The 20,341-nt window shown below is 45.0% G+C and carries 16 protein-coding genes and 1 other RNA gene; 5 read left to right on the forward strand and 12 right to left on the reverse strand.

The features are described 5' to 3' along the window. Nucleotides 1–90 precede the first annotated feature (90 nt). The 4 genes from NE536_RS03950 to NE536_RS03965 all read right to left on the reverse strand — a co-directional run bounded on the left by NE536_RS03950 (nt 91) and on the right by NE536_RS03965 (nt 5,061). A complete protein-coding gene (locus NE536_RS03950; protein ID WP_063882704.1) occupies nt 91–1,860 on the reverse strand; it encodes a monovalent cation:proton antiporter-2 (CPA2) family protein in 1,770 nt (589 codons plus the stop codon). Nucleotides 1,861–2,201: 341 nt separating this feature from the next. Next, nucleotides 2,202–3,947, reverse strand: coding sequence for a GGDEF domain-containing protein (locus NE536_RS03955; protein WP_261271866.1), 1,746 nt, complete (start codon nt 3,945–3,947; stop codon nt 2,202–2,204). Between the two features lie 48 nt (nt 3,948–3,995). After that, nucleotides 3,996–4,211 carry a hypothetical protein gene (locus tag NE536_RS03960; protein ID WP_063882706.1) on the reverse strand — a complete coding sequence of 72 codons (216 nt, stop codon included), beginning with the start codon at nt 4,209–4,211 and terminating at the stop codon, nt 3,996–3,998. Between the two features lie 58 nt (nt 4,212–4,269). Continuing rightward, the gene (locus NE536_RS03965) at nt 4,270–5,061 is read right to left on the reverse strand and encodes an SAM-dependent methyltransferase (protein WP_261271867.1); all 792 of its coding nucleotides are present in this window, start codon (nt 5,059–5,061) and stop codon (nt 4,270–4,272) included. A 417-nt stretch (nt 5,062–5,478) separates the two neighbouring features. Here NE536_RS03965 and NE536_RS03970 point away from each other — a divergent pair, with 417 nt between their 5' ends. After that, on the forward strand, nt 5,479–5,970 hold the full coding sequence (locus tag NE536_RS03970; protein WP_006080835.1) for an outer membrane protein assembly factor BamE: 492 nt from the start codon (nt 5,479–5,481) through the stop codon (nt 5,968–5,970). 114 nt (nt 5,971–6,084) lie between these two features. Here NE536_RS03970 and NE536_RS03975 read toward each other — a convergent pair whose 3' ends face one another. After that, nucleotides 6,085–6,417 (reverse strand): RnfH family protein, encoded by a 333-nt coding sequence (locus NE536_RS03975; RefSeq protein ID WP_106651167.1) that lies wholly within the window; start codon nt 6,415–6,417, stop codon nt 6,085–6,087. Then, the gene (locus NE536_RS03980; RefSeq protein ID WP_028760728.1) at nt 6,407–6,844 is read right to left on the reverse strand and encodes a type II toxin-antitoxin system RatA family toxin; all 438 of its coding nucleotides are present in this window, start codon (nt 6,842–6,844) and stop codon (nt 6,407–6,409) included. Before NE536_RS03980 ends, NE536_RS03975 begins: the two co-directional genes overlap by 11 nt. A gap of 278 nt (nt 6,845–7,122) precedes the next feature. Between NE536_RS03980 and smpB the strand changes: the two genes are divergently transcribed. Then, the gene (gene smpB / locus NE536_RS03985) at nt 7,123–7,614 is read left to right on the forward strand and encodes an SsrA-binding protein SmpB (protein ID WP_011790147.1); all 492 of its coding nucleotides are present in this window, start codon (nt 7,123–7,125) and stop codon (nt 7,612–7,614) included. 71 nt (nt 7,615–7,685) lie between these two features. Beyond that, nucleotides 7,686–8,041, forward strand: a transfer-messenger RNA (tmRNA) gene (ssrA, locus tag NE536_RS03990). A 248-nt stretch (nt 8,042–8,289) separates the two neighbouring features. On the opposite strand, the gene NE536_RS03995 is transcribed toward ssrA, so the two are convergent. The 3 genes from NE536_RS03995 to NE536_RS04005 form a co-directional block, all read right to left on the reverse strand. Beyond that, nucleotides 8,290–8,802: a hypothetical protein gene (locus tag NE536_RS03995; RefSeq protein ID WP_261271868.1), complete on the reverse strand. Its 513-nt coding sequence runs from the start codon at nt 8,800–8,802 to the stop codon at nt 8,290–8,292. 111 nt (nt 8,803–8,913) lie between these two features. Beyond that, nucleotides 8,914–10,149, reverse strand: a complete 1,236-nt coding sequence (locus tag NE536_RS04000; protein WP_261271869.1) for a DEAD/DEAH box helicase — start codon at nt 10,147–10,149, stop codon at nt 8,914–8,916. Between the two features lie 152 nt (nt 10,150–10,301). Further along, on the reverse strand, nt 10,302–13,040 hold the full coding sequence (locus NE536_RS04005; protein ID WP_261271870.1) for a putative bifunctional diguanylate cyclase/phosphodiesterase: 2,739 nt from the start codon (nt 13,038–13,040) through the stop codon (nt 10,302–10,304). 521 nt (nt 13,041–13,561) lie between these two features. On the opposite strand from NE536_RS04005, the gene NE536_RS04010 reads away from it, so the two are divergent. After that, nucleotides 13,562–15,979: a Lon protease family protein gene (locus NE536_RS04010; RefSeq protein WP_261271871.1), complete on the forward strand. Its 2,418-nt coding sequence runs from the start codon at nt 13,562–13,564 to the stop codon at nt 15,977–15,979. A gap of 74 nt (nt 15,980–16,053) precedes the next feature. Here the strand turns inward: NE536_RS04010 and NE536_RS04015 are convergent, their stop codons facing one another. Next, nucleotides 16,054–17,121 carry an alkene reductase gene (locus tag NE536_RS04015; protein WP_261271872.1) on the reverse strand — a complete coding sequence of 356 codons (1,068 nt, stop codon included), beginning with the start codon at nt 17,119–17,121 and terminating at the stop codon, nt 16,054–16,056. A gap of 133 nt (nt 17,122–17,254) precedes the next feature. On the opposite strand from NE536_RS04015, the gene NE536_RS04020 reads away from it, so the two are divergent. Beyond that, a complete protein-coding gene (locus NE536_RS04020; protein ID WP_261271873.1) occupies nt 17,255–17,836 on the forward strand; it encodes a TetR/AcrR family transcriptional regulator in 582 nt (193 codons plus the stop codon). A 302-nt stretch (nt 17,837–18,138) separates the two neighbouring features. Here NE536_RS04020 and NE536_RS04025 read toward each other — a convergent pair whose 3' ends face one another. Further along, the gene (locus NE536_RS04025; RefSeq protein ID WP_261271918.1) at nt 18,139–18,363 is read right to left on the reverse strand and encodes a TIGR02922 family protein; all 225 of its coding nucleotides are present in this window, start codon (nt 18,361–18,363) and stop codon (nt 18,139–18,141) included. 329 nt (nt 18,364–18,692) lie between these two features. Then, nucleotides 18,693–20,261 (reverse strand): methyl-accepting chemotaxis protein, encoded by a 1,569-nt coding sequence (locus tag NE536_RS04030; RefSeq protein ID WP_261271874.1) that lies wholly within the window; start codon nt 20,259–20,261, stop codon nt 18,693–18,695. Between the last annotated feature and the right edge of the window lie 80 nt (nt 20,262–20,341).

Below are 20,341 nucleotides of genomic sequence, written 5' to 3' on the forward strand. Positions count from 1 at the left end.
ACCTAAACATCAGCGTTAAATTTGATGTTTTAAACCAATAAAAAGAGAGCATTTATGCTCTCTTTTTATATCCAAATCAAAGTGACAACATTAGCTCACATTCTCCCTATCGCCGCGCATAAGGGATTCCAACTCTGCCTTACCCTTATTCGATAGATTGATTAACGTCGCTAAATCATTTTGATGAGCTGCGCTCGCAATCACCAGTTTCTTATCATGCTCAGCAAAGATTTTTACCCGCTCGTTGGCTTGTACCTGAGATAGACCTAAACCTTGGAGGATCTTCTCACTGGCCGAGAGCGCCGAGCCAAAGGTCTCACGAAAGACATCTGTCACCCCAAGGCTCATCAAACGATAAGCATGGTTACGATCCCTTGCCCGCGCAACTATGTGGATATGGGGAAAATGGGTCTTCACTTGCTGGGCGATTTCGATGGAATCCTCAACACTGTCAACAGCCAGCAATAACAAACGCGAGCGCGCGATCCCCGCCGACATCAACATGTCTAAGCGTCTGGCATCACCAAAATAGACCTCACCGCCATATTTGCGAATCACATCCACATGACTCGCATCCTTATCCAAGGCGACAAAAGGGATACCTGATGAGGCCAAAATACGCCCGGTTATCTGGCCTACTCGGCCAAAACCGGCAATCACCACTTCAGATTCGGTGACATTAATCGTATCTGGCAAGCGAGTATCCACCACTTTGGCTTTAGTTGCTCGAAACAGGGTAAACAATATCGGCGTCACCGCCATAGACAAACCAATAGCAAGCACAAGGACTTGCGCAATTTTATCGCCAACAATGCCAGATAACTGTGCCTGAGATAACAGCACAAAGGCAAATTCACCGCCTTCTGCAAGGATCAACCCTAGTGCAATACTCGGTCGCCATTTGTGGTGCCGAATGCGGCCCAGCACCATCAGCACAAAGGTTTTAATCAGCAAAATCGCCATTAAAATACCTAAGATAAGTAACGGATCTGATAGTAATAACTTCAAATCCATACTCATACCGACCGCCATGAAAAACAGCCCGAGCAATAAGCCTTTAAAAGGTTCGATGTCGGTTTCAAGTTGGTGTCGATAACTTGAGTTTGCGAGCATAATACCCGCCAAAAATGCGCCCATACCCGCAGAGAGTCCAAGCCATTCCATTAACTCGGCGCTGCCCATCACCAACAATAACGCAAAGGCGGTGAGCACTTCACGCACCCCGCTACTTGCGACTAACTTAAGGAGTTTTGGCAGTAAATATTTGCCCACTAACACAAACCCTATCAGGGCAAGACAGGTCCAATACCAAGGCACGGCATGATGCTCAATCTGCGCCGAATTAGGCGCCAAATATGCCGTCAGTAGCAACATGGGGATAACCGCAAGATCTTGCATTAACAAAACACCAAAGGCATCACGCCCAAGTGGGGTTGTGAGCAACCTATGCTCACTCATTAACTGCACGGCAAAGGCCGTCGATGATAAAGATAGCGCAGCGCCGACCACTAACGCCGCCTCAATGGATAAGCCAAAGCCCCAAGCCAAGCCCCCAATCGCAGCCCAAGACAACAACAGCTGGCCACTACCTAAACCAAAGATAGCACTGCGAAGTTCCCATAACTTACTTGGATTCAATTCGAGACCCAGCACAAACAACATGAGCACCACACCTAACTCGGCAAAATGCAACACAGCAGCAGGATCAGAAACTAAGGCCATGCCACCAGGACCTAAAATGATGCCAGCAGCTAGATAGGAAAGGATCGGGCCAGCGCCAAAACGTTTACCTAAAGGAACAAAAATAACCGCCGCCAATAAAAATAGCAGCACCGACGTGAGTAAACTCGACTGTTCCATGAAGGCTCCAACGGAAAAAGGAATGCGCAGTGTTCCATATATATTTGCCTCGCCGCAGCTCGGCAAATTAACAGCTATGATATCCCATTTACTTATTAACAAGGTCAAGGCAATTCATTAAAAATGAGAAATTTTTGATGTGAAATCACTTAAGCACTGTGAAAGTAAACTGCAGCAACAGTGCTGAGTAAACGAAGCTTAGGTACTTAGAAACACCTTAGACTGTTGCTGCATGTAAGTGAGTGGCTGCAAAATATAAAACGAGCAATAAACTAAGGAAGGATAAAACCACTAAAGGCTTGCCAACTCTGGATAAGACAACATTGCTCACAGGACTTGCATTACACTGAGGGCGATGCGATATGACGCCGTAAATCTGTTGCCTGCTTGTCACATTTTAATATGTCAGAATAGCGTACTACTGTGTTGCGACCATTGGCCTTAGCGGCATAGAGCGCCATGTCGGCTCGGTGGAATAAAGGATCCAAACTCAGATCTTCAGCCATTAAACCACTCACGCCAAAACTCGCCGTAATGACGAACTTATGCCCTGAATGTTGGGTATCAATGGCCTCGATACGGGCTCGGCACTGCTCCGCCACTTCCATACCTTTCTCTTCATCGGCATAGGGTAATAAAAGCGCAAACTCCTCACCGCCGATACGAGCAAAAACATCACCATTTCGGATATGAGATTTAAGGGAATCAACCACCTTTTTAAGCGCCCAATCGCCAGTACCATGGCCAAAAGAATCGTTAATGCGCTTAAAGAAATCTAAATCGAATAAAATGACACAGAAATCCCCACCGCGGGCCGTGGCTTGCACAAAAAGGTTTTCTCCTAACTCTTGCCCTGCCCCGCGATTCAAAATACCTGTCAATGCATCCATTCTCGCCATACGCATAAACTTGCGCTTCTGCATCTGGCCTACCGCTAACAAAATCCCGAGAAAGAACAGTCCACCCACTAAAATAGTAATAAACATCAGCATATTGGTGTATTCGCGCTCTTTTACCGTTTGCTGAGCGATATAAAGCTCTCGCTCTTTATTGAGTAGATTGATCTCACGCGCCTGTTCATCGGCATTAAATTTAGCGGCCTGATACGCTAACGTTTTCATTTTCGCGTCATCAAACATCAGCTGATTGTAATACTGCTCTTTTTTCGAATACTCATAGGCTTGTTCAAACTGTTTATTCTCAGCATTTAAGCCAGCTAACACTTTAAAGACATTATGCTTTAACTCGGTATAACTAGGTTCATTAGGTAATGACGTAACGAACTTGGCATGCTCGACCGCATTAGCAAATTGCTCCAGTGAAAAATATGCTTCGGCTAACAAAGAATGGACACTATTAATTTCTAATTGAAAGTTAAAAGACTCGTACCCCTTTAACGCTTTCAAAAGTAAAGCAACTGCAGAGGTGTATTCTTGCAACCTTAACTTAGACTCCCCCATTCCTTTCAATGCAATAAACGAAATCAATGGAAAACCATTCGACTCACAAAAATCGTGTGTGTTCTGGAATTCATCAAATGCCTTGTCATATATTTCAAGCTCTAATTGATAAACTGATAAATACAACTTTGCAGTACAAATATCTTTTACATTATCAGCTGCAGCAAGTGATAGTGCCTTAGCCGCGTAGGTCCCCACCTCTTCTTTTATGCCCATTGCAGAGTACAAACTGGCTAAACGTAGATATGCAGCACGTTTGATATCTATATTATCAATTCGATCTATTAACCCTAGGCTTTTGCTCATTACAACAAAAGCATCTTTAAAGTTCCTAAGGGCGATGTACGCCGTTGCCTCATAGCTATAGGCAGAAAATAAATAATCGCTATTTTGAACTAAATTTTCGGATTGAATTAAATTATCTAGGGCTTCTTGATATTGACCTGAATAAATAAATGAAGTCCCTTTAAATACTAATAAGCGCCCTTGTTGAAAACGCGTCATATGCGCGAAATCAGCTTCAAGTTCATGGAGCTTAGTAATAGCACTGGGTAGATCGGTATGTTGTAGTTGCTCCAGCTCTGCTAACGCCTCATCAAAATTGATAGTTGCAGCCATTAAGGGCATACAAAATATACCCGAACATAACCACAAAAAAGCGCGCAGGAGTTTCAATTACTCACCGTTACCATGGGAAATAACTAAGTAGGACTGATAATCACCATCGCCACTCAAGCTTTTCAGTTTTTCCATGTCTCCCGACATGACGGCTGCAATTTCTTCATCAGTTAACCCATGGGCACGCATAACGGCCTCAGGATCCTGTTGATACGCTTCCATCAGCTGTGCATCTTGACCCAACTGAGTAAAAAAATCCGATAATGCAGACATACTTTTCCTTATTTAAATAATGACTCCCGAACTCAGCTCAGAAGTACAGCACTCGCAATTAACCTAAGTCTTCAGGTCTAATGCCTAATTTAGTTAAAATAGCATAGTTGTATTCGAGTTTTTTTGCTGGCGGGATCAGTAAAGTACTGATCGGAGACAAGTTTGCCTCAGGCAGCTTACTCAATGGCAAATACTCAATTCTAGGGGCTTGAACTGGCAGATTAGCAGCTTCGTAGATCACCACTTGATGATCTCGCGGATACCATTGATGCAGTTGTTCAACCAAAATCTGCAGCCTGTCACTCGTAGTATGGAACTGAGTTAAGGTATGTTCACCAGCAATCGCAATTTGCCATAACAATAAATGGGTTGTCGCATCGGGCACATGATTAAAAAACATAAACTGGCTAGCTTCAAAGCTTTGATGCCCAGAGCTGCCGGGGTCAATACCCAGATCAGCCCATAAACACGCCTCGGCCGAAATCCCCGGCTCCATCTTCGCTGAAAACCCTTCTGCCCTAGCCCGCGTAATCGCCATATGGGAAACACAGGCAAAGATTCCTGGATGACCATAAAGCGCACAAACGGTTTTCTTGCCAGCCCTCACAGCCTCCAATATAGCATTAACCATTTGTTCATAGGTTTCTCGGCGATTTTTCACTTCGCCATTTTGAGCATAAAACGACTGTAAATTGATGACATTGGGATTAATGTTCTGGATCCAACACTGGGAAAAACCATCGGGCAGGAGTGAAAACACCACATCGGCGTGCTCAATATAACTGCGACTCATCACACTGATTTGTCCGGCCAGCTGTAAACCCGTGCCTACGCAAACTAAAGAACCCAAAGCATCTATCCCAATATTTTATTTCAAACACTGCAAACCCATAACCAAAGCTACAGCAAAAGAACATAATAAAAACATATCTGCAACTTTAATCTGATTTAAGCAAGATTACTATGTTTATCGCCACACAAACTGTTTATCGACTTACTGACTAATTGCTTGGCTTTAAAGAAAAAATCTGGCCCTCATTTCCTTTTATACAATCCTGTCAGCACGCTTAAGAGGCTAAAAACACCTCCACAGTTGCCACATGACTTCCAGTAATAAATATCCTTAAAGATTGAGAACTAAAGCCAACATCGCAGGTCGAAAAGTCACACAATTCGATCTATGACGGCAGCAAAGCCCGATTGCCCTTGTCATGAGGGGGAATGCTTGGGTATTATGGCCGCCAGATTTTCAGAAGTAGCGCATACAATGATCAATAAAAAGCAAAGTCTTACCCTGCTGAGCGCTGTGGCGCTCTCTGTTTCGCTCAGTGCTTGTAGTGTGTTCGATTGGTTGATTTATAAGCCCGACATTCCACAGGGTAACTACATGGAACCGCAACAAGTTGAAAAGTTGCGCATTGACATGACCAAAGAACAAGCCGAATACATTCTCGGCCGTCCAGTATTACGCGATAGTTTCGCCGACGATACTTGGTACTATGTGTATCACTACAAGAGTGGACGCGATGCCAGCATTACGCATAAAGAGCTCATTTTGCACTTTACGGGTGATAAACTGACCGCAGTAAATGGCGATTATGAGCTAAGCAAAGAATTTGATACGCCACTTGAGCAAAGTAGTTTACCTACGGGGAATAAAACTGAGCTAGTGCCACAAATTCCTGCACAGCGTCCCGATGCCAAGCCCTTAGTAAAAGAAAACCAAACAGAAGCACAGGTTCAAAAACCAATTAAGTAAAATCCTAAACTTTGCTTATGTTCTTCTCAGTCAAATGAAATACAAAAAGCGCCTAAGGGCGCTTTTTTATTGAGCAATGATGGCAAACTGATATCAGTCTTAATACCAATCGTATTAAGCTCGTCCACCCGTCACTTTATTCGCTCGGCCTTCATCTTTAGCTTTATCCGCACGGCGGCGACGCACATCCTTAGGATCAGCAATCAAAGGACGATAAATCTCAACCCTTTGGCCAGGTAAAATCACTTGGTCATGTTTGACCACATTACTAAACACACCGAGCTTAACCGTCTCTAAATCGATCTCAGGGAAAAAGCTCACTATGTTACTTAAACGCACCACCTCTATCGCTGACGTGCCAGGATTCACATTCACCGAAATCACTTTTTGCTGTGTAGGTAAGGCGTAAACCACATCAACTACAAACTTATCTGTCTCATTTGTCACTGTAAATTACCTTAGCGCGACTCGTAAATGCCGTCACCATTGATACCATAAGATCATTAAACACTTTACCAAAGGCCATATCGGCTAACGAGCTTGAAAACTCAAAACTCAGCTCGAATTCTACCTTGCAAGCTTCTTCAGTCAGCTCAGTAAAACGCCACTGCCCCAATAAATGCTTAAAGGGTCCATTTTCCAATGTTAAATCAATACTCTTACCAGGAACCACTTGGTTGCGAGTCGTAAAGGTCTTACGGATCCCCGCTTTACTCACATCCACAGATGCCAGCATAGTTTTGCCGTCAAACTCTAAGACTTTGCCACCCACACAACCGGGTAAAAACTCTTTATACGACTCGACATCATTCACTAAGTCATACATTTGCATCGCACTAAAACGGACTAACACACTTCGAGAAATTTGCGGCATAGGACTTAGCACTCTTCACTAACGTATTCACAGCGACCTAAACAAACTCGTACGCACAAAAAGAACGCACGCAAGATGAACAACTTAGGCAAGCAATCAAAATTTGCACGGATTTTATCACGATACGTAAAAAACGCACCCCTTGTGCACTTAGGTTGATACTCAACAGCCTAATCGCGTTCAAAAAAACAGCAACAACGCGATAGAGGCTTGAAATTAGCTAAATAAAACCTTATATCAATACCAAATTGATTAACCGTGCGTATAATGGCGCCACTATGGTAAAGAAAAAATCAAGCAAAGCCGCGCCTGCGACTATCGCACGTAATAAGCGCGCAACCTTCGAATACCGTTTCGAAGAAAAAATGGAAGCTGGCCTATCCCTCATGGGATGGGAAGTTAAATCTATCCGTATGGGTAAAGTCAACTTGTCTGACTGTTACGTATTCCTGAAAAATGGCGAAGCCTTTATGCATGGCTGCACCATTATTCCCTTGAATACGGCCTCGACACACGTTGTCTGCGACCCACTACGCTTAAAAAAATTGCTACTCAGCCGTAAAGAGCTAGATAAACTGGCTGGCTTAGTCGAGCGCCAAGGCTACTCTATCATTCCTATCTCAATGTACTGGCGTAAAGGTGCATGGGTAAAAGTGGAAATTGGCCTAGGTAAAGGTAAGAAAGATCACGATAAGCGCGAAGATACTAAAGCGCGTGAATGGGAAGTTGAAAAAGCCCGTGTGATGAAAAAAGAAAAAACGCACGGATAATGAACAAACGATTGAACTTGAAGCAAATGATGCTAGGTAATCATTATGCTACGGGTTACAATCAAATTCTTGGGGGCGATTCTGGATTCGACAGGATTCACGAAACCCTGGGAGCATGCCGAGGGGCGGTTGGCCTCGTAAAAAGCCGCAAAGTTATAGTTGCAAACGACGATAACTACGCTCTAGCAGCTTAGGCTAGCTAGCCATCTGACACAGGTCTCTCAAATGGGCAGTGTATACAGATGGTCATCTTACATTTGATAGCGAGGGAACTCCGTCCGGGGGTGAACCGCGAAATAGTACCGGACTCGCCCGATGAAATCCTGTCTTTCGGAGTTTATTCGGGTTAATTAAAAGAGAGACTAAGCATGTAGTGCCTTGGATGTAGGTGTTCTGGACGCGGGTTCAAGTCCCGCCGCCTCCACCAATTTTACCAGAAGGGCTTAACCGCAAGGTTAAGCCCTTTTTGTTTGCTCTGCTCATGGAACGCAATTTGAGATTTTATTTCCACAATTAAGCTTTGCTAGCTCGGATGGTTTGAGATTTTCTAGCTTGGGTAGTTTGAGAATGAGATATATAACTCAGATCACCTGCTTGGACTTGACCATCTAAGACATACGCATTGCTGCTAACGATTGGCTCCGCCATCACTAAAACCTATGAAAACGGCAAAAATCAGTACGAGAAGAGTAATACAGCAAGTGCGATTGAAATCGAAATAGAAATTAAACCAATGATTAAATGTATATATCTAGATAGGAATTTGTTTTCAATCGCTTCTTCAGGGCAATTGATTGGAACACATAAACTGATCTTGTCACCGATTTGAGGTCCAAACCGAGTGTAAGCTTGTTCGTCATAATTAATCAGAGTTCCTCTTGTATAACGCTTTCCTTGCCAAAAATATTCTACAACCGGATTAATGAAAATTTGTTGGTACCTGAAGTGCTCATGTTCTGGGCTGTATCTGGTATTTTCATCCAGTGAAATAATAGTTCCTTCAACGATATCGTATGTTAAAAATTGATCCTCTCTAAATCTCAATATTCCACCAATCCCGATGAGACCAAGGGTCAATGAGAACCAAGAGAATAAAATATGTCCTCCTATATCCTCAAAGACAAATGCAGCGATGATCACGGAAGGAATAGACAAGATAAAAACCAAAAACAGCATCAATCGCTTCATACAACACCCCAAAAAACAATTCAAAAAGGCCGAATCATACTAAAACGCTAACTGACGGTGAAACGATAAACATGATTAACTTTACACCGCTACACAAACTCCTATAAAAAATTAACGCTTCTTACCGCCCAGAGCGCGCTTTTTGGCACGTTGTTTTTGGGCCGCTTTGCCGTTACGCCTTGGTTCAGTGTCCATTTTATTAAAGTCGGGTTCAAAGCCGGGTAACCATTGTTGCGGTAAACGCTTGTCCAATACGACTTCGACTTCTTCCAGTAATAGAGCATCCTCTTGGCTAAAAAGGGTGATGGCAAGCCCTGCACTGCCCGCTCGGCCTGTGCGGCCAATACGATGAATATAATCCTGCGCGATAAAAGGCAGCTCAAAGTTAATCACATACTTGAGCTCAACGATATCTAGGCCTCGGGCAGCAACATCCGTGGCCACTAGCACTTGAATCTTGCCTTGTTTAAATTCCTGCAAGACTTTCTCGCGCGCACCTTGGGATAAGTCACCGTGAAACGCCTGAGTACTAATATCGGCTTTATTGAGTTGCTGAACCAATTTATCGACACCTTGCTTAGTGCGGCTAAAAATCAGCACTTGATGCCAGTTTTTACTGCGTACCAGATGGCTGACGAGTTCGGTTTTACGGTCTGCGTCGACGGCATAAACCACTTGCTCAATTTCGGCAGCGGTCGTGTTGCGCTTGGCAACTTCAATCAACTTAGGATCGCGCAGTAAGGTTTTACTTAAGCTGAAGATGGCGGCATCTAAGGTGGCAGAAAATAACAGCGTTTGTCTGTCACTCGGCACTTGCTTGATCACGGCTTGAATTTCATCCATAAAACCCATGTCGAGCATACGGTCGGCTTCATCAAACACAAGCACGCTCAATTGCTTAAGACTCAATGCGCCTTGTCTGAGGTGGTCGAGTAAACGGCCCGGCGTAGCAATTAACACATCAATCCCTGCATTAAACACAGCGACCTGCGCATCGATACTCACGCCGCCGTAGGCGATACCAACACGGATATCTGTCCCTTTAGCGTACTTAACAAAACTCTGCTGTACCTGCACTGCCAGCTCACGTGTCGGCACTAAGACTAATGCACGTACGGGTCTTGCCGCTGTTAGCTCTTGCGCGGGGCTGAGAGCCAACAAATGATGCAAGATGGGCAAGGCGAACGCCGCGGTTTTGCCTGTACCCGTTTGGGCGCCAGCCATCACATCCCGTTTGGTCAAGATGGCAGGGATCGCTTCTAGCTGGATGGGCGTTGGCGACTCATAGCCAAGACTCGCTAAGGTATTCACTAAGGTGGAGTTTAAGGATAAGGCACTAAAGGACATTGCGGTTAACCACTGAAAATAATGGCCAGAATTTTAGCAGACACAAACCCAAGCGACTAGCGCCATAGCGCTAGCCCTGTGGTTCTATCGGGCGAAACTAAATCAACCCCAGTATGAGTCAGACTTACAATCAGACTCGCAATACGCCAACATCACGATAGAAATGCGTCGAGATCTTCTGGTAGTTGCGGACGGCTAAAGAGATAACCTTGGGCTTGATCGCACTGATTTTGTTGCAGAAAATCGGCTTGTTCTTTGGTTTCCACTCCTTCGGCGATAATGTCGAGCTTCAACGCATGTCCAAGCGCAATCACAGCTTTAGCAATCGCGGTATTGTTAGTGTCGAAGGGAATATCCCGCACGAAGGATTGATCAATCTTCAGCTTATGGATGGGTAGTTTTTTCAAATAATTCAGCGATGAATAACCGGTGCCAAAGTCATCGACCGATAATTCTATGCCCAGATCGCCAAGTAACTTTAAGTCACGGATAGCAAGATCGGGATTTTGCATCATCACACTTTCGGTCACTTCAAGCTCTAAGTGTTTGGCGGGTAAGCCAGTTTCAGCTAAGACACGTTTTACATCATCCACAAAGGAGCTGCGCTGTAACTGTTGTCCGGCCACGTTCACCGCAATGCGGCCAAAATGTTTACCTTCACTAAGCCAACGCATGCCCTGACGACAGGCGGTTTCTAGCACCCATAAACCTATCTCATGGATAAGACCAATTTTTTCTGCCACGGGTATAAATACCGCGGGAGAAATCAAACCCAGTTGAGGATCGTGCCAACGCAGCAGCGCTTCAAATCCCACGGTTTTTCGAGACACTAAGTCGAGTTTTGGCTGGTACATCAAGTACAAGGCATTTTGCTCAATCGCGCCATAGAGGGCACTTTGCAGCTTAAGATGTTCAAAAGACTGTTGCGTTAAGGACTCAGTATAAAAAGCATAATTATTGCGGCCATCATTTTTAGCGCGATACATGGCCGCATCGGCGTTACGCAGTAAAGTGTCCGCATCGGCTCCATCACTTGGATACAAGGAAACACCCATGCTCGCGGTCAAACGCAAGTGGTCGCCTGTGCTCACAATAAACGGTTGTTCAAACACTTGCCGCAATTGATGAATGGCAACCGTAGCATCTTCGCTATTGTCGATCCCCGAAATTAATGCCACAAACTCATCGCCACCAATACGTGATAACACATCTTGATCGCCCACTTGGCTGCGTAAACGCTTGGCAAGCTCGACCAGCATTTCATCACCTATGCTATGGCCAAAACTGTCGTTGATATGCTTAAACAAATCGACATCAATCATCACAGTCGCTAACTGCAAATTCAGCCGCTTAGCTTGTCGCACTTCTTGTTTGAGCTGCATCATAAACTTCATGCGATTAGGCAAATGCGTTAGCGGGTCGAAATAGGCTAAGTGCGTAAGCTGCGCTTCATTCTCTTTCTGGGCAGAAATATCGGCAAATACCGCGACAAAATAACGCACATCACCGACTTCGTCATAAATCGTACTTATGGTGATATTTTGCGGGAAAATAGTGCCGTTTTTACGCCGATTCCAGATTTCACCATTCCACTTACCGTTTGCCAACAGGGCATTCCACAGTTTGTCGAAGAATGTTTTATCATGGCGACCCGAGCTAAAAATCCGTGGATTCTGACCGAGCAGCTCTTCCCTCACATAACCTGTGATCTCAAAAAATGCGCCGTTAACGTCGGTGATATTGCCGTGTCTGTCGGTCACAACCACGCCTTCGACCGAGTTTTTAAATACATTGGTCGCCAGTGTCAACTGCTCTTCAACCGCTTTATGCTTAGAAATATTGCGAGTCATACCGATAACGCCCACAAATTCACCGTGGGGATTTAAGGTTGGGAGTTTAAGCGTTTCTAACCAAAGATGATTTTTAGTTTCACCGCCATCTAAACACTCAGCGACAATAATAGGCATGCCAGACTCGATAGCGAGCCTATCACCTTCTAGGAAAATATCCGCAATATCCTCACCAAAAAGTTCGGCATCGGATTTACCGACAATCTCGCAGCGGGGCATTTCCCACGCTTTTTCGACGCTGCGATTACAGAGAGTGTAAATACCAGCGGCATTTTTCATCCAAATATGTTCTTCAAAACTATCGATAAAACTTTGTAAGTCGACCGTATCGATATTCGATGGCGCACCTCGGCTTAATGCTTCTGCTGCACTGTGTTGGCTTAATATCTCGCCTAGCCGGTGTTGAATGCTATCGCTGATGAGCTTGGCAAGTCGCAGCGTTTTCGAATCTACGCCTTGAGCCTCATGGTGATAAAAACATAAAAAGCCAAAATTTGCCCCAGATGGCCAAGCGAGAGACAAACAAATCACACTGCCGATTGAGCTACAACTTCGCCAATCTGAGTGCTGCCGAGTATCTATGATCAATTGCGACTGCCTGACAAGCTCAGTTAACTCTGACACAGATAATGACGTAGTGATTTGATGGTGACCTAATCGCGGTAATACCGAAATCGACTCGTTTGGGCTAATCAACTGTTCTTGGGCTAACTGAGCATCAGAGGAAGTTTCAAACGTATTGGAGGAGAGTGTCGATGTCGTATTTGAAGGAACAACTTTTGACTGTGTGGCTATTGATGATGTCGCCGCTGATAATGTTGCACTAGGTAGGGTTTTCGCCGAGTGATTGCCGCTTAAATGACAGAGTATTGCCTGGATTTCACTGTCAGCCGCAGAATCTGAACTTAACATACTGCTAAGTTCACCCGCAGCATTCCATGCTATTAATGTCGCTTTACTGTTCGATATCTCGGCAACCAAGTTTACATCTTTCAACCAGTTATCAAGATCTTGCTGCGAAATAGGTACATCTATCATCATCTTGCCAACTAATACTTAGTTACTGCTCAATCGACCCACGGCAAAAAACACCATAAGACCCCAAACGCATGCTCAAATTAGCCCCAAAGGGAAAGCGTTAATCAAGCGGTAAAACATCATAAAATTTTACTTTTAACATCAATTAACTACATCTCAATTGGCGCCAATCTTAGCTATTAAACCGTGCCCATCATAGCCACCTTTTAAGGCTGGAGAGGTCAAACCATCAAGGTTAGATAGATTTTCCGAGACCACTCAAAGTGCCATAGCACAGTAAAGCGCCGCTGACATTACCTTTGCTACTTTAGCACAAAATTTTCGAGTCAGTATTGGGATAAGTTTATTGCGTAACAATTAGTTAGACTTAACCGATTAAGCCTGACCGCAGTGCTACAGCACTTTGTGAGCAGCAGATAACTATCCCTAAAGGCATAAATCAGCAATAACGGAGTTTTGATTGACAAAAATGCTATCTTATTGTCTACAATGGAAATAATAAGGCTGAAAAACCAAGGATATTTATGCCCACTGACGTCGTATCAAGCCAAGCCACCCTACTCGACAGTAAACAACTGTATCGCATTTGCGAACTAGACCAATTAAGCACAGATTGCCAGTCCACAGCCGAGCTCACTCCACTTGATGATATTGTCGGCCAAGAACGTGCCCAGCAAGCGGTAGAGTTTGCGATGGGGATTAAAGAAAAGGGTTATAACATCTACGCCATCGGCCAGAACGGCCTTGGCAAACGCACTATGATGCTGCGCTATTTAAGCCGTCACAAGCCAAGCGATCATACGCTGTACGACTGGTGTTACGTGGTTAATTTCGATGATACCCGTTGCCCTAAAGTGCTCAAACTGAGCGCGGGGACTGGGCTTGAATTTAAAAAAGCCGTCGAAAAATTAATGCTAAAACTTGTCAAAGCTTTACCTTTAGCCTTTGATAATGAAATGTATTATGCTCGCACCGAAAAGCTCAAAAGCCAGCTATCACAGAAACAAGAAGTCGCACTCACAGAATTAACCGAAGAAGCAAAACAAAAAGGCATCAGCCTCAGCTTGACTATGCAGGGCGACTATCAAATGTTAGCCCTCAATGGTGAAGAGCCCCACGACGAAGCCTCATTCGAAGCCTTGACCGATGCTGAACGCAGCCAATTTGAAAGCAATATCAATGGCCTAGAAGTCAAACTGCGCGGGATTATTCGCCAAATCACAGAATGGGAAGAAGAATTTAGCGACAAGCAGCAAGAGCATGACGAGCAAGTCGCCAAAGAAGTGTTAATCCATTTTATTAAGCCACTTAAAGATAAGTTCAAGCATCAGCCAGAAGCGCGCACTTTCTTAACCGGTATGCAGGCGGATATCTTAGATAATCTGGATATTTTCTTAGAAGAAAGCGAAGAGCAATTGGGCCTAGCCTACGCTTCCCTAGAAAAGAAAATGCCCCGTCGCTATCAAGTTAACGTTTTGGTCGGCCAAGGCACTCAAAAATTCCCCATAGTCGTCGAAGAAAGCCCGAGTTATCACAGCCTATTTGGCTATGTGGAGAACGCCACATTTAGAGGCACAGTGTTCACCGACTTCTCGCTTATCCGTCCCGGCAGCCTGCACAAGGCGAATGGCGGTGTGTTATTGATGGATGCCGTTAAAGTATTAGAGCGCCCTTATGTGTGGGACGGACTAAAGCGCGCCCTGCGTTCACGCAAACTGGATTTAAGCTCACTCGAACGGGAAGTGTCGCTGTCGGGTACGATTTCCTTGGCGCCCGAGCCTATCCCCTTAGATGTGAAAATCATCCTGTTTGGCGATCATGAAACCTATCAGCTGCTTCAACACTATGATCCTGACTTTAGCGAGCTATTTCGCGTTACCGCCGATTTTGAAGATGTGATGGACAGAACCGCCGCCTCTGAGGCGCACTATGCCCGCTTTATTTCGAGCATAGTCCACGACAACAACATGCTGCACTGCGATCGCGCCGCCATAGCGCGCATCATCGAATACAGCTCGCGGGAAGCCGAGGACCAACAAAAACTGTCGCTACACTCGGCCAATATTGCCAACCTGCTGCGGGAATCAAACTACTGCGCTAAATCGGCGGCCAGTCAGCAAATTTTAGTGCCGCACGTTGAGCAAGCACTTCGAAATCAAGAACAAAGAGTCTCGCGTCTGCACGATAACATAATGCAGAGCTTTACCAACGGCACCACCTTGATCAGCACTCAAGGCAAAGTGGTTGGACAAATCAATGCCTTATCCGTCATTTCGACCTCAGATCATCAGTTTGGTATGCCCAATCGCATCACAGCAACCACTGCCTTTGGTAAAGGTGAAGTGATGGATATCGAACACAGAGTCAAACTAGGGGGGCGAATTCACTCTAAGGGCGTGTTGATCTTAACCGCTTATTTAGCCTCAGTGTTAGGTAAAACAGCGCAAATCCCGCTCACCACTTACCTCACCTTCGAGCAATCTTACAGCGGCGTGGACGGCGATAGCGCCTCAATGGCCGAATGTTGCGCCATTATCTCGGCCATTAGCGAGCAAGCACTAAGGCAAGATATTGCCATCACAGGTTCGATGAACCAGTTTGGTGAGGCCCAGCCCATTGGCGGTGTGAATGAGAAAATTGAAGGCTTCTTTGATGTCTGCAAAATTAAAGGCCGTACGTCAGATCAAGGGGTGATTATTCCAGCTTCGAACATGGCTAACCTTATGCTACGTAAAGACATTGTCGATGCAGTAGCGCAAGGTGAGTTCCACATTTGGGCCATTACCCATGTGACTCAAGCCATGGAGTTGCTGCTTGGTAAAACCGCAGGCAGTTTGTCGCAAACGGCCACGCCTAGCCAAGGGCAATATTCTCCCGAGAGCATTTTCGGCATCGCCCAGCAAAAGCTCACCGCACTTAGATCCTTAGTTAAAGCAGATTAAATAAAAACGCGAGAAAGACAAACAAAAAGGGTTAGCCAATGCTAACCCTTTCTTTATTCGGCTATTAAGTGAAATTACACTAAGCTTGCTAGCATTTCGTCGCTGTAAGGTACAAGTTCAACGCCATCACGCACGCGAGCAACATAGTCAGGGTTAGCAATGAATGGACGACCGATAGCAATCAAGTCGAACTTATTCGCTGCAATCGCTTCACTGGCAGTTTCAGCGCTGTAGCTTCCAACTCCCACTAAGGTTTTGCCATAGTGTGCGCGCACATAGCTTGAAGCTCTGCCGCCAAGATAGTCAAATTCCATACTGTCATCGAAAATCCCAATATGCACAAAGGCGATATCACGCGACTCTAACTCAGGTAAGAAATAATCGAACACTTCGCGGTCACGGCTATCTGCCGCCATATTGAAATAAGCCCCTGGTGAAATCCGCAGACCAGTTCTGTCTTTGCCGATACGAGCCACAACAGCGTCGACAACTTCAAGCGCAAAGCGGGACATATTGGCAGGAGTGCCACCGTATTCATCGGTGCGGCGATTGCTGTCATGGTGTAAGAAAGTATCAATTAAATAACCATTTGCACCGTGGATTTCAACGCCATCAAAGCCAGCTTCAATGGCATTTTCCGCCGCTTTGGCGTAATCACGCACTAGGCCTTGAATATCCTCGAGTGTGGCAGGTTTTGGCGTGACATAAGTTAGCTCACGCATTCTTGGCACGCTGCCTTCAATCTTCTGTGCTGATGCAGCAAGCACATCGCCACCACCAAAAAAGTGTGGATGTGCAACACGACCCGTATGCCATAACTGCACAAAAATCTTACCGCCATTGGCATGTACTGCATCGGTCACTTTGCGCCAGCCAGCAATTTGCGCTTGAGTAAAAATACCAGGGGTATTTGGATAACCTTGGGCATCGGGACGAATAATGGTCGCCTCTGTGATGATCAAACCCGCTTCGGCGCGGCGTGCATAATAGGCAACCATATCATAGGTTGGCACTAAGTCGGCATCGGCCATACAACGGGTCAAAGGTGCCATTAAGAAACGATTGTTTAAGGTAATAGTGTCATTAAGCGAGTAGGTTTCGAACAGATTTGCCAAGGAATTTGGCGTGGTTTGTGTGGTCATTTTCTCAGTCCCATTCTTGAATATGCATTCAAGATATTATTATTTGAACGATCATTCAAGTTAATTTTTGAATGTTCGTTCAACATTAGGTAGAATTCAGCCTAAGCGTTTCTATACAAGTGAATTAAATTCGATGCGTAATGCAGAGTTCGACCGAGAACAGGTACTTCGTGGCGCTATGGCCGCCTTCATGCACAAGGGTTACACCAAAACGAGCATGCAAGATCTAACTCAAGCCACGGGATTACATCCGGGGTCGATTTACTGTGCTTTTACCAATAAACGCGGCTTATTAATCGCAGCCATCGAGCAATATCAACTCGACAGAAATGCGCAGTTCAACAGCCTATTCGCTAATAGCGAAAATGTGCAAACAAACTTAAAAAATTATTTAAATCATATTGTTGCTGAATGTTTGAGTTGCGACAGTGCCCAAGCTTGTTTACTGACCAAGGCATTAAATGAAGTGGCTGAGCAAGATGTTGAGATTAGAGATATCATCAATCAGTATCTGCAATCTTGGCAGCAAGCGCTAACGCAACAATTTACGCGCGCAGCCCAGCAAGGATTGTTACAAGGCCACCGTAGCGACGAGCAAAGAGCCCAATATTTTATGATGGGAATTTATGGTTTAAGAACCTTCGCACATACACATCCAGATGCCGAAACCCTGCAGCATCTTGCCGAACGCTTGCTGACTGAAGTCTGCCATTAAAACCAGTTAATCGGCTCAATGACAAATCTCTGGGCGACTAAATCGACACTGGGAATACCAATGCTTAGTGGGTAATCGCTCAGATGTCGTTGAGTGTTGAGCTATTGAGGATCAGTTATTGAGTTTGACGTTTTAGAAGCTATCGCCATGCAAGCCAGTGAAGGGCAGTGAATAGTTCCTACATTATAAAAAGAGTAAAAGAAGTATTGCTTGGAAGATCGGGACGACTATTTTTGCAAGGCTATTATGCGTCCCAAATATGACTACTTTTGAATGGCAAGTTATTGAATACTTGTCTCATTTCAGCCTAAGTTAACCTGAGCAAACACCCGCTCGCCCAATGAGTTGAGTATCTTACACTCACCTTCGAGTACGGCAATGATCGATTTTCCCTTACGAAAACTTGCCGGTATCATCACACGCCCAGCTTCACTCACAGGCAAATTAGCTAGCACAGCATTGTGCATAATTAGCCCTACGGGCGCATCATAATATAGAACAGTAACAGTCGCTTGATTTGCTTGCATCACATTTAACTCACATTAAGCAGCGTCTGCTGCGTTGTTTTACGTCGCAAGAGAGCTCCCTGTCCTCTACCAATTAAAATATCCCCAAAGATATTTTAAACACTTTTAAATCAAATGATTAAGGTCTTATTTAATTTTTATATTTTTATTATGGTGCACAACACTGTATTTAACTGTGCATCTTGAGCTATTTAAGCACTTCAGCAAAAAGATGCCAATCTATTTCTATTATGTTAATCAATTACTCATCAAGGATCACATATGCAATACATCCCAAGGTGCGTTTTTATGCATTTTTTAGAGTAAATAACCTAAATGTGATGACTTATTTACTTAGCCTTAAATCCCACCCTAAATCCGCCCCAATGTTTACCATTCACAAAAATGGGCACTGACAAGTCGTGCATCACTTCGCCCGTATCCCGCTTGTAGGTTTGCAGTAATACAGGCTCGGTATGAGCGCCGCAGCGGATGCCTGTCGGATCATTAAACAAACGTTTGGTTCGATTATGCACCATATCAACTTCGACCTTACCCGTCAGTGCTTGGCTAAAGCGTTTGTTATGAGTCGGGAAATAACCTTTTTTATCAACGGCTCCCGCATAGATTATTTCGCTGTGTTTTGCCAGAATGGGTTCTTGAATCGTTGGAAAATGCTGATCGGTATAACGATCGAAAGCTGTGCTGTATTTTTGTGGCTGAGTATTGGCAATAGGTTGGTATTTAGGATTAAACAAATCCGTCTCACTAAAACTGCCGCTGGCTAAACCTTGTGCTAACTTGTCACCACAGGCTTTAGCGGCGGCATTAGCCAATTGCAAAACTTGCTGATCGAAGGTTTGTGTATCCCATTTAGACAGCGCTTTAAAAATCCCCTCAGTGGTCAAAGATAAGGTAAAGGCCTGCTCGGATACGCTATGACTCTGTTTACCGGTTAAATTTAACGAATCACGGATTTGAGTCACCGAGCGGCTAATGTCATTAGTGGTATTGTTATATTGTTTGAGCGAATCTTCCATGTCACCTAACGCATGGGCCGATTGGGTCACTGAGGCCGAAATCTCGGTGAAGTGCGCATCTAACTCACCCATGGCGGTGACCACATCGGCGGTTTGCGTTACGACCCTTTCCATCAGTCCAGAGGTTTTATCGGTTTCGCTGCGGATTTCTAATAACATCTTACCGATATCTTGGGTCGCACCCGCGGTTTTACCCGCAAGGCTGCGTACTTCGTCAGCAACGACAGCAAAACCTCGACCCTGCTCTCCCGCACGAGCTGCTTCGATGGCCGCATTTAACGCCAACAAATTCGTTTGTTCTGCAACAGAGTTAATCACTTCGGTAATTTTTTGGATTTCTTCGGCTCGCGACTTAAGCGACTGTACTTGCTCGGCGGCGGTATCAATATCTGTACTCAGCGAGCGAATGGCCGCTACACCTTTTTGGGCTTGGCTACGCCCCTGCACGCTAACACGCTCGGCCTCTTGTGCCTGACCTAAAATATCGGCGGCATTATCGCCAAGTTGGGCCGTAGTATGGCTCAATTGCCCCGCGGCAACGGCAATAGCGCTAGCATGCTCGCCATTTGATTCAATGGATTTGTTCAGTAAATCAATAAAATGTGACACTTCAGCCGAACCAATAGCAATTTTACTGGTTTGCACACTGATATCATGGGCGGGAAGGCTTTGATCTTTTAATGCCTTAGTATTTGCCTCATCGGTGTCGAGCTTAGCCTTAGTTGCGCGCAAACACACCCACACCACTGAGCCAGAGGTGATTGCGCCCAAGATCAGCGCCTGCACAATGCTCGGAAGATGCAGTCCCTCGAGCAATAAACTTCCCAGAGTAATCAGCATGAAACTGATGAAAATTAAAACTTTGTGCTGTATTTCCATATACTTCCCGTAACTGAGCAAGGTAAAAATGAAAGGGAAATGCTAAAAGTCGAATCATTAGCCCTCGTTCAGCCGCTATC

Origin of the sequence: Shewanella septentrionalis, assembly GCF_025370265.1 — a bacterium.
Taxonomy (GTDB): domain Bacteria; phylum Pseudomonadota; class Gammaproteobacteria; order Enterobacterales; family Shewanellaceae; genus Shewanella; species Shewanella hafniensis.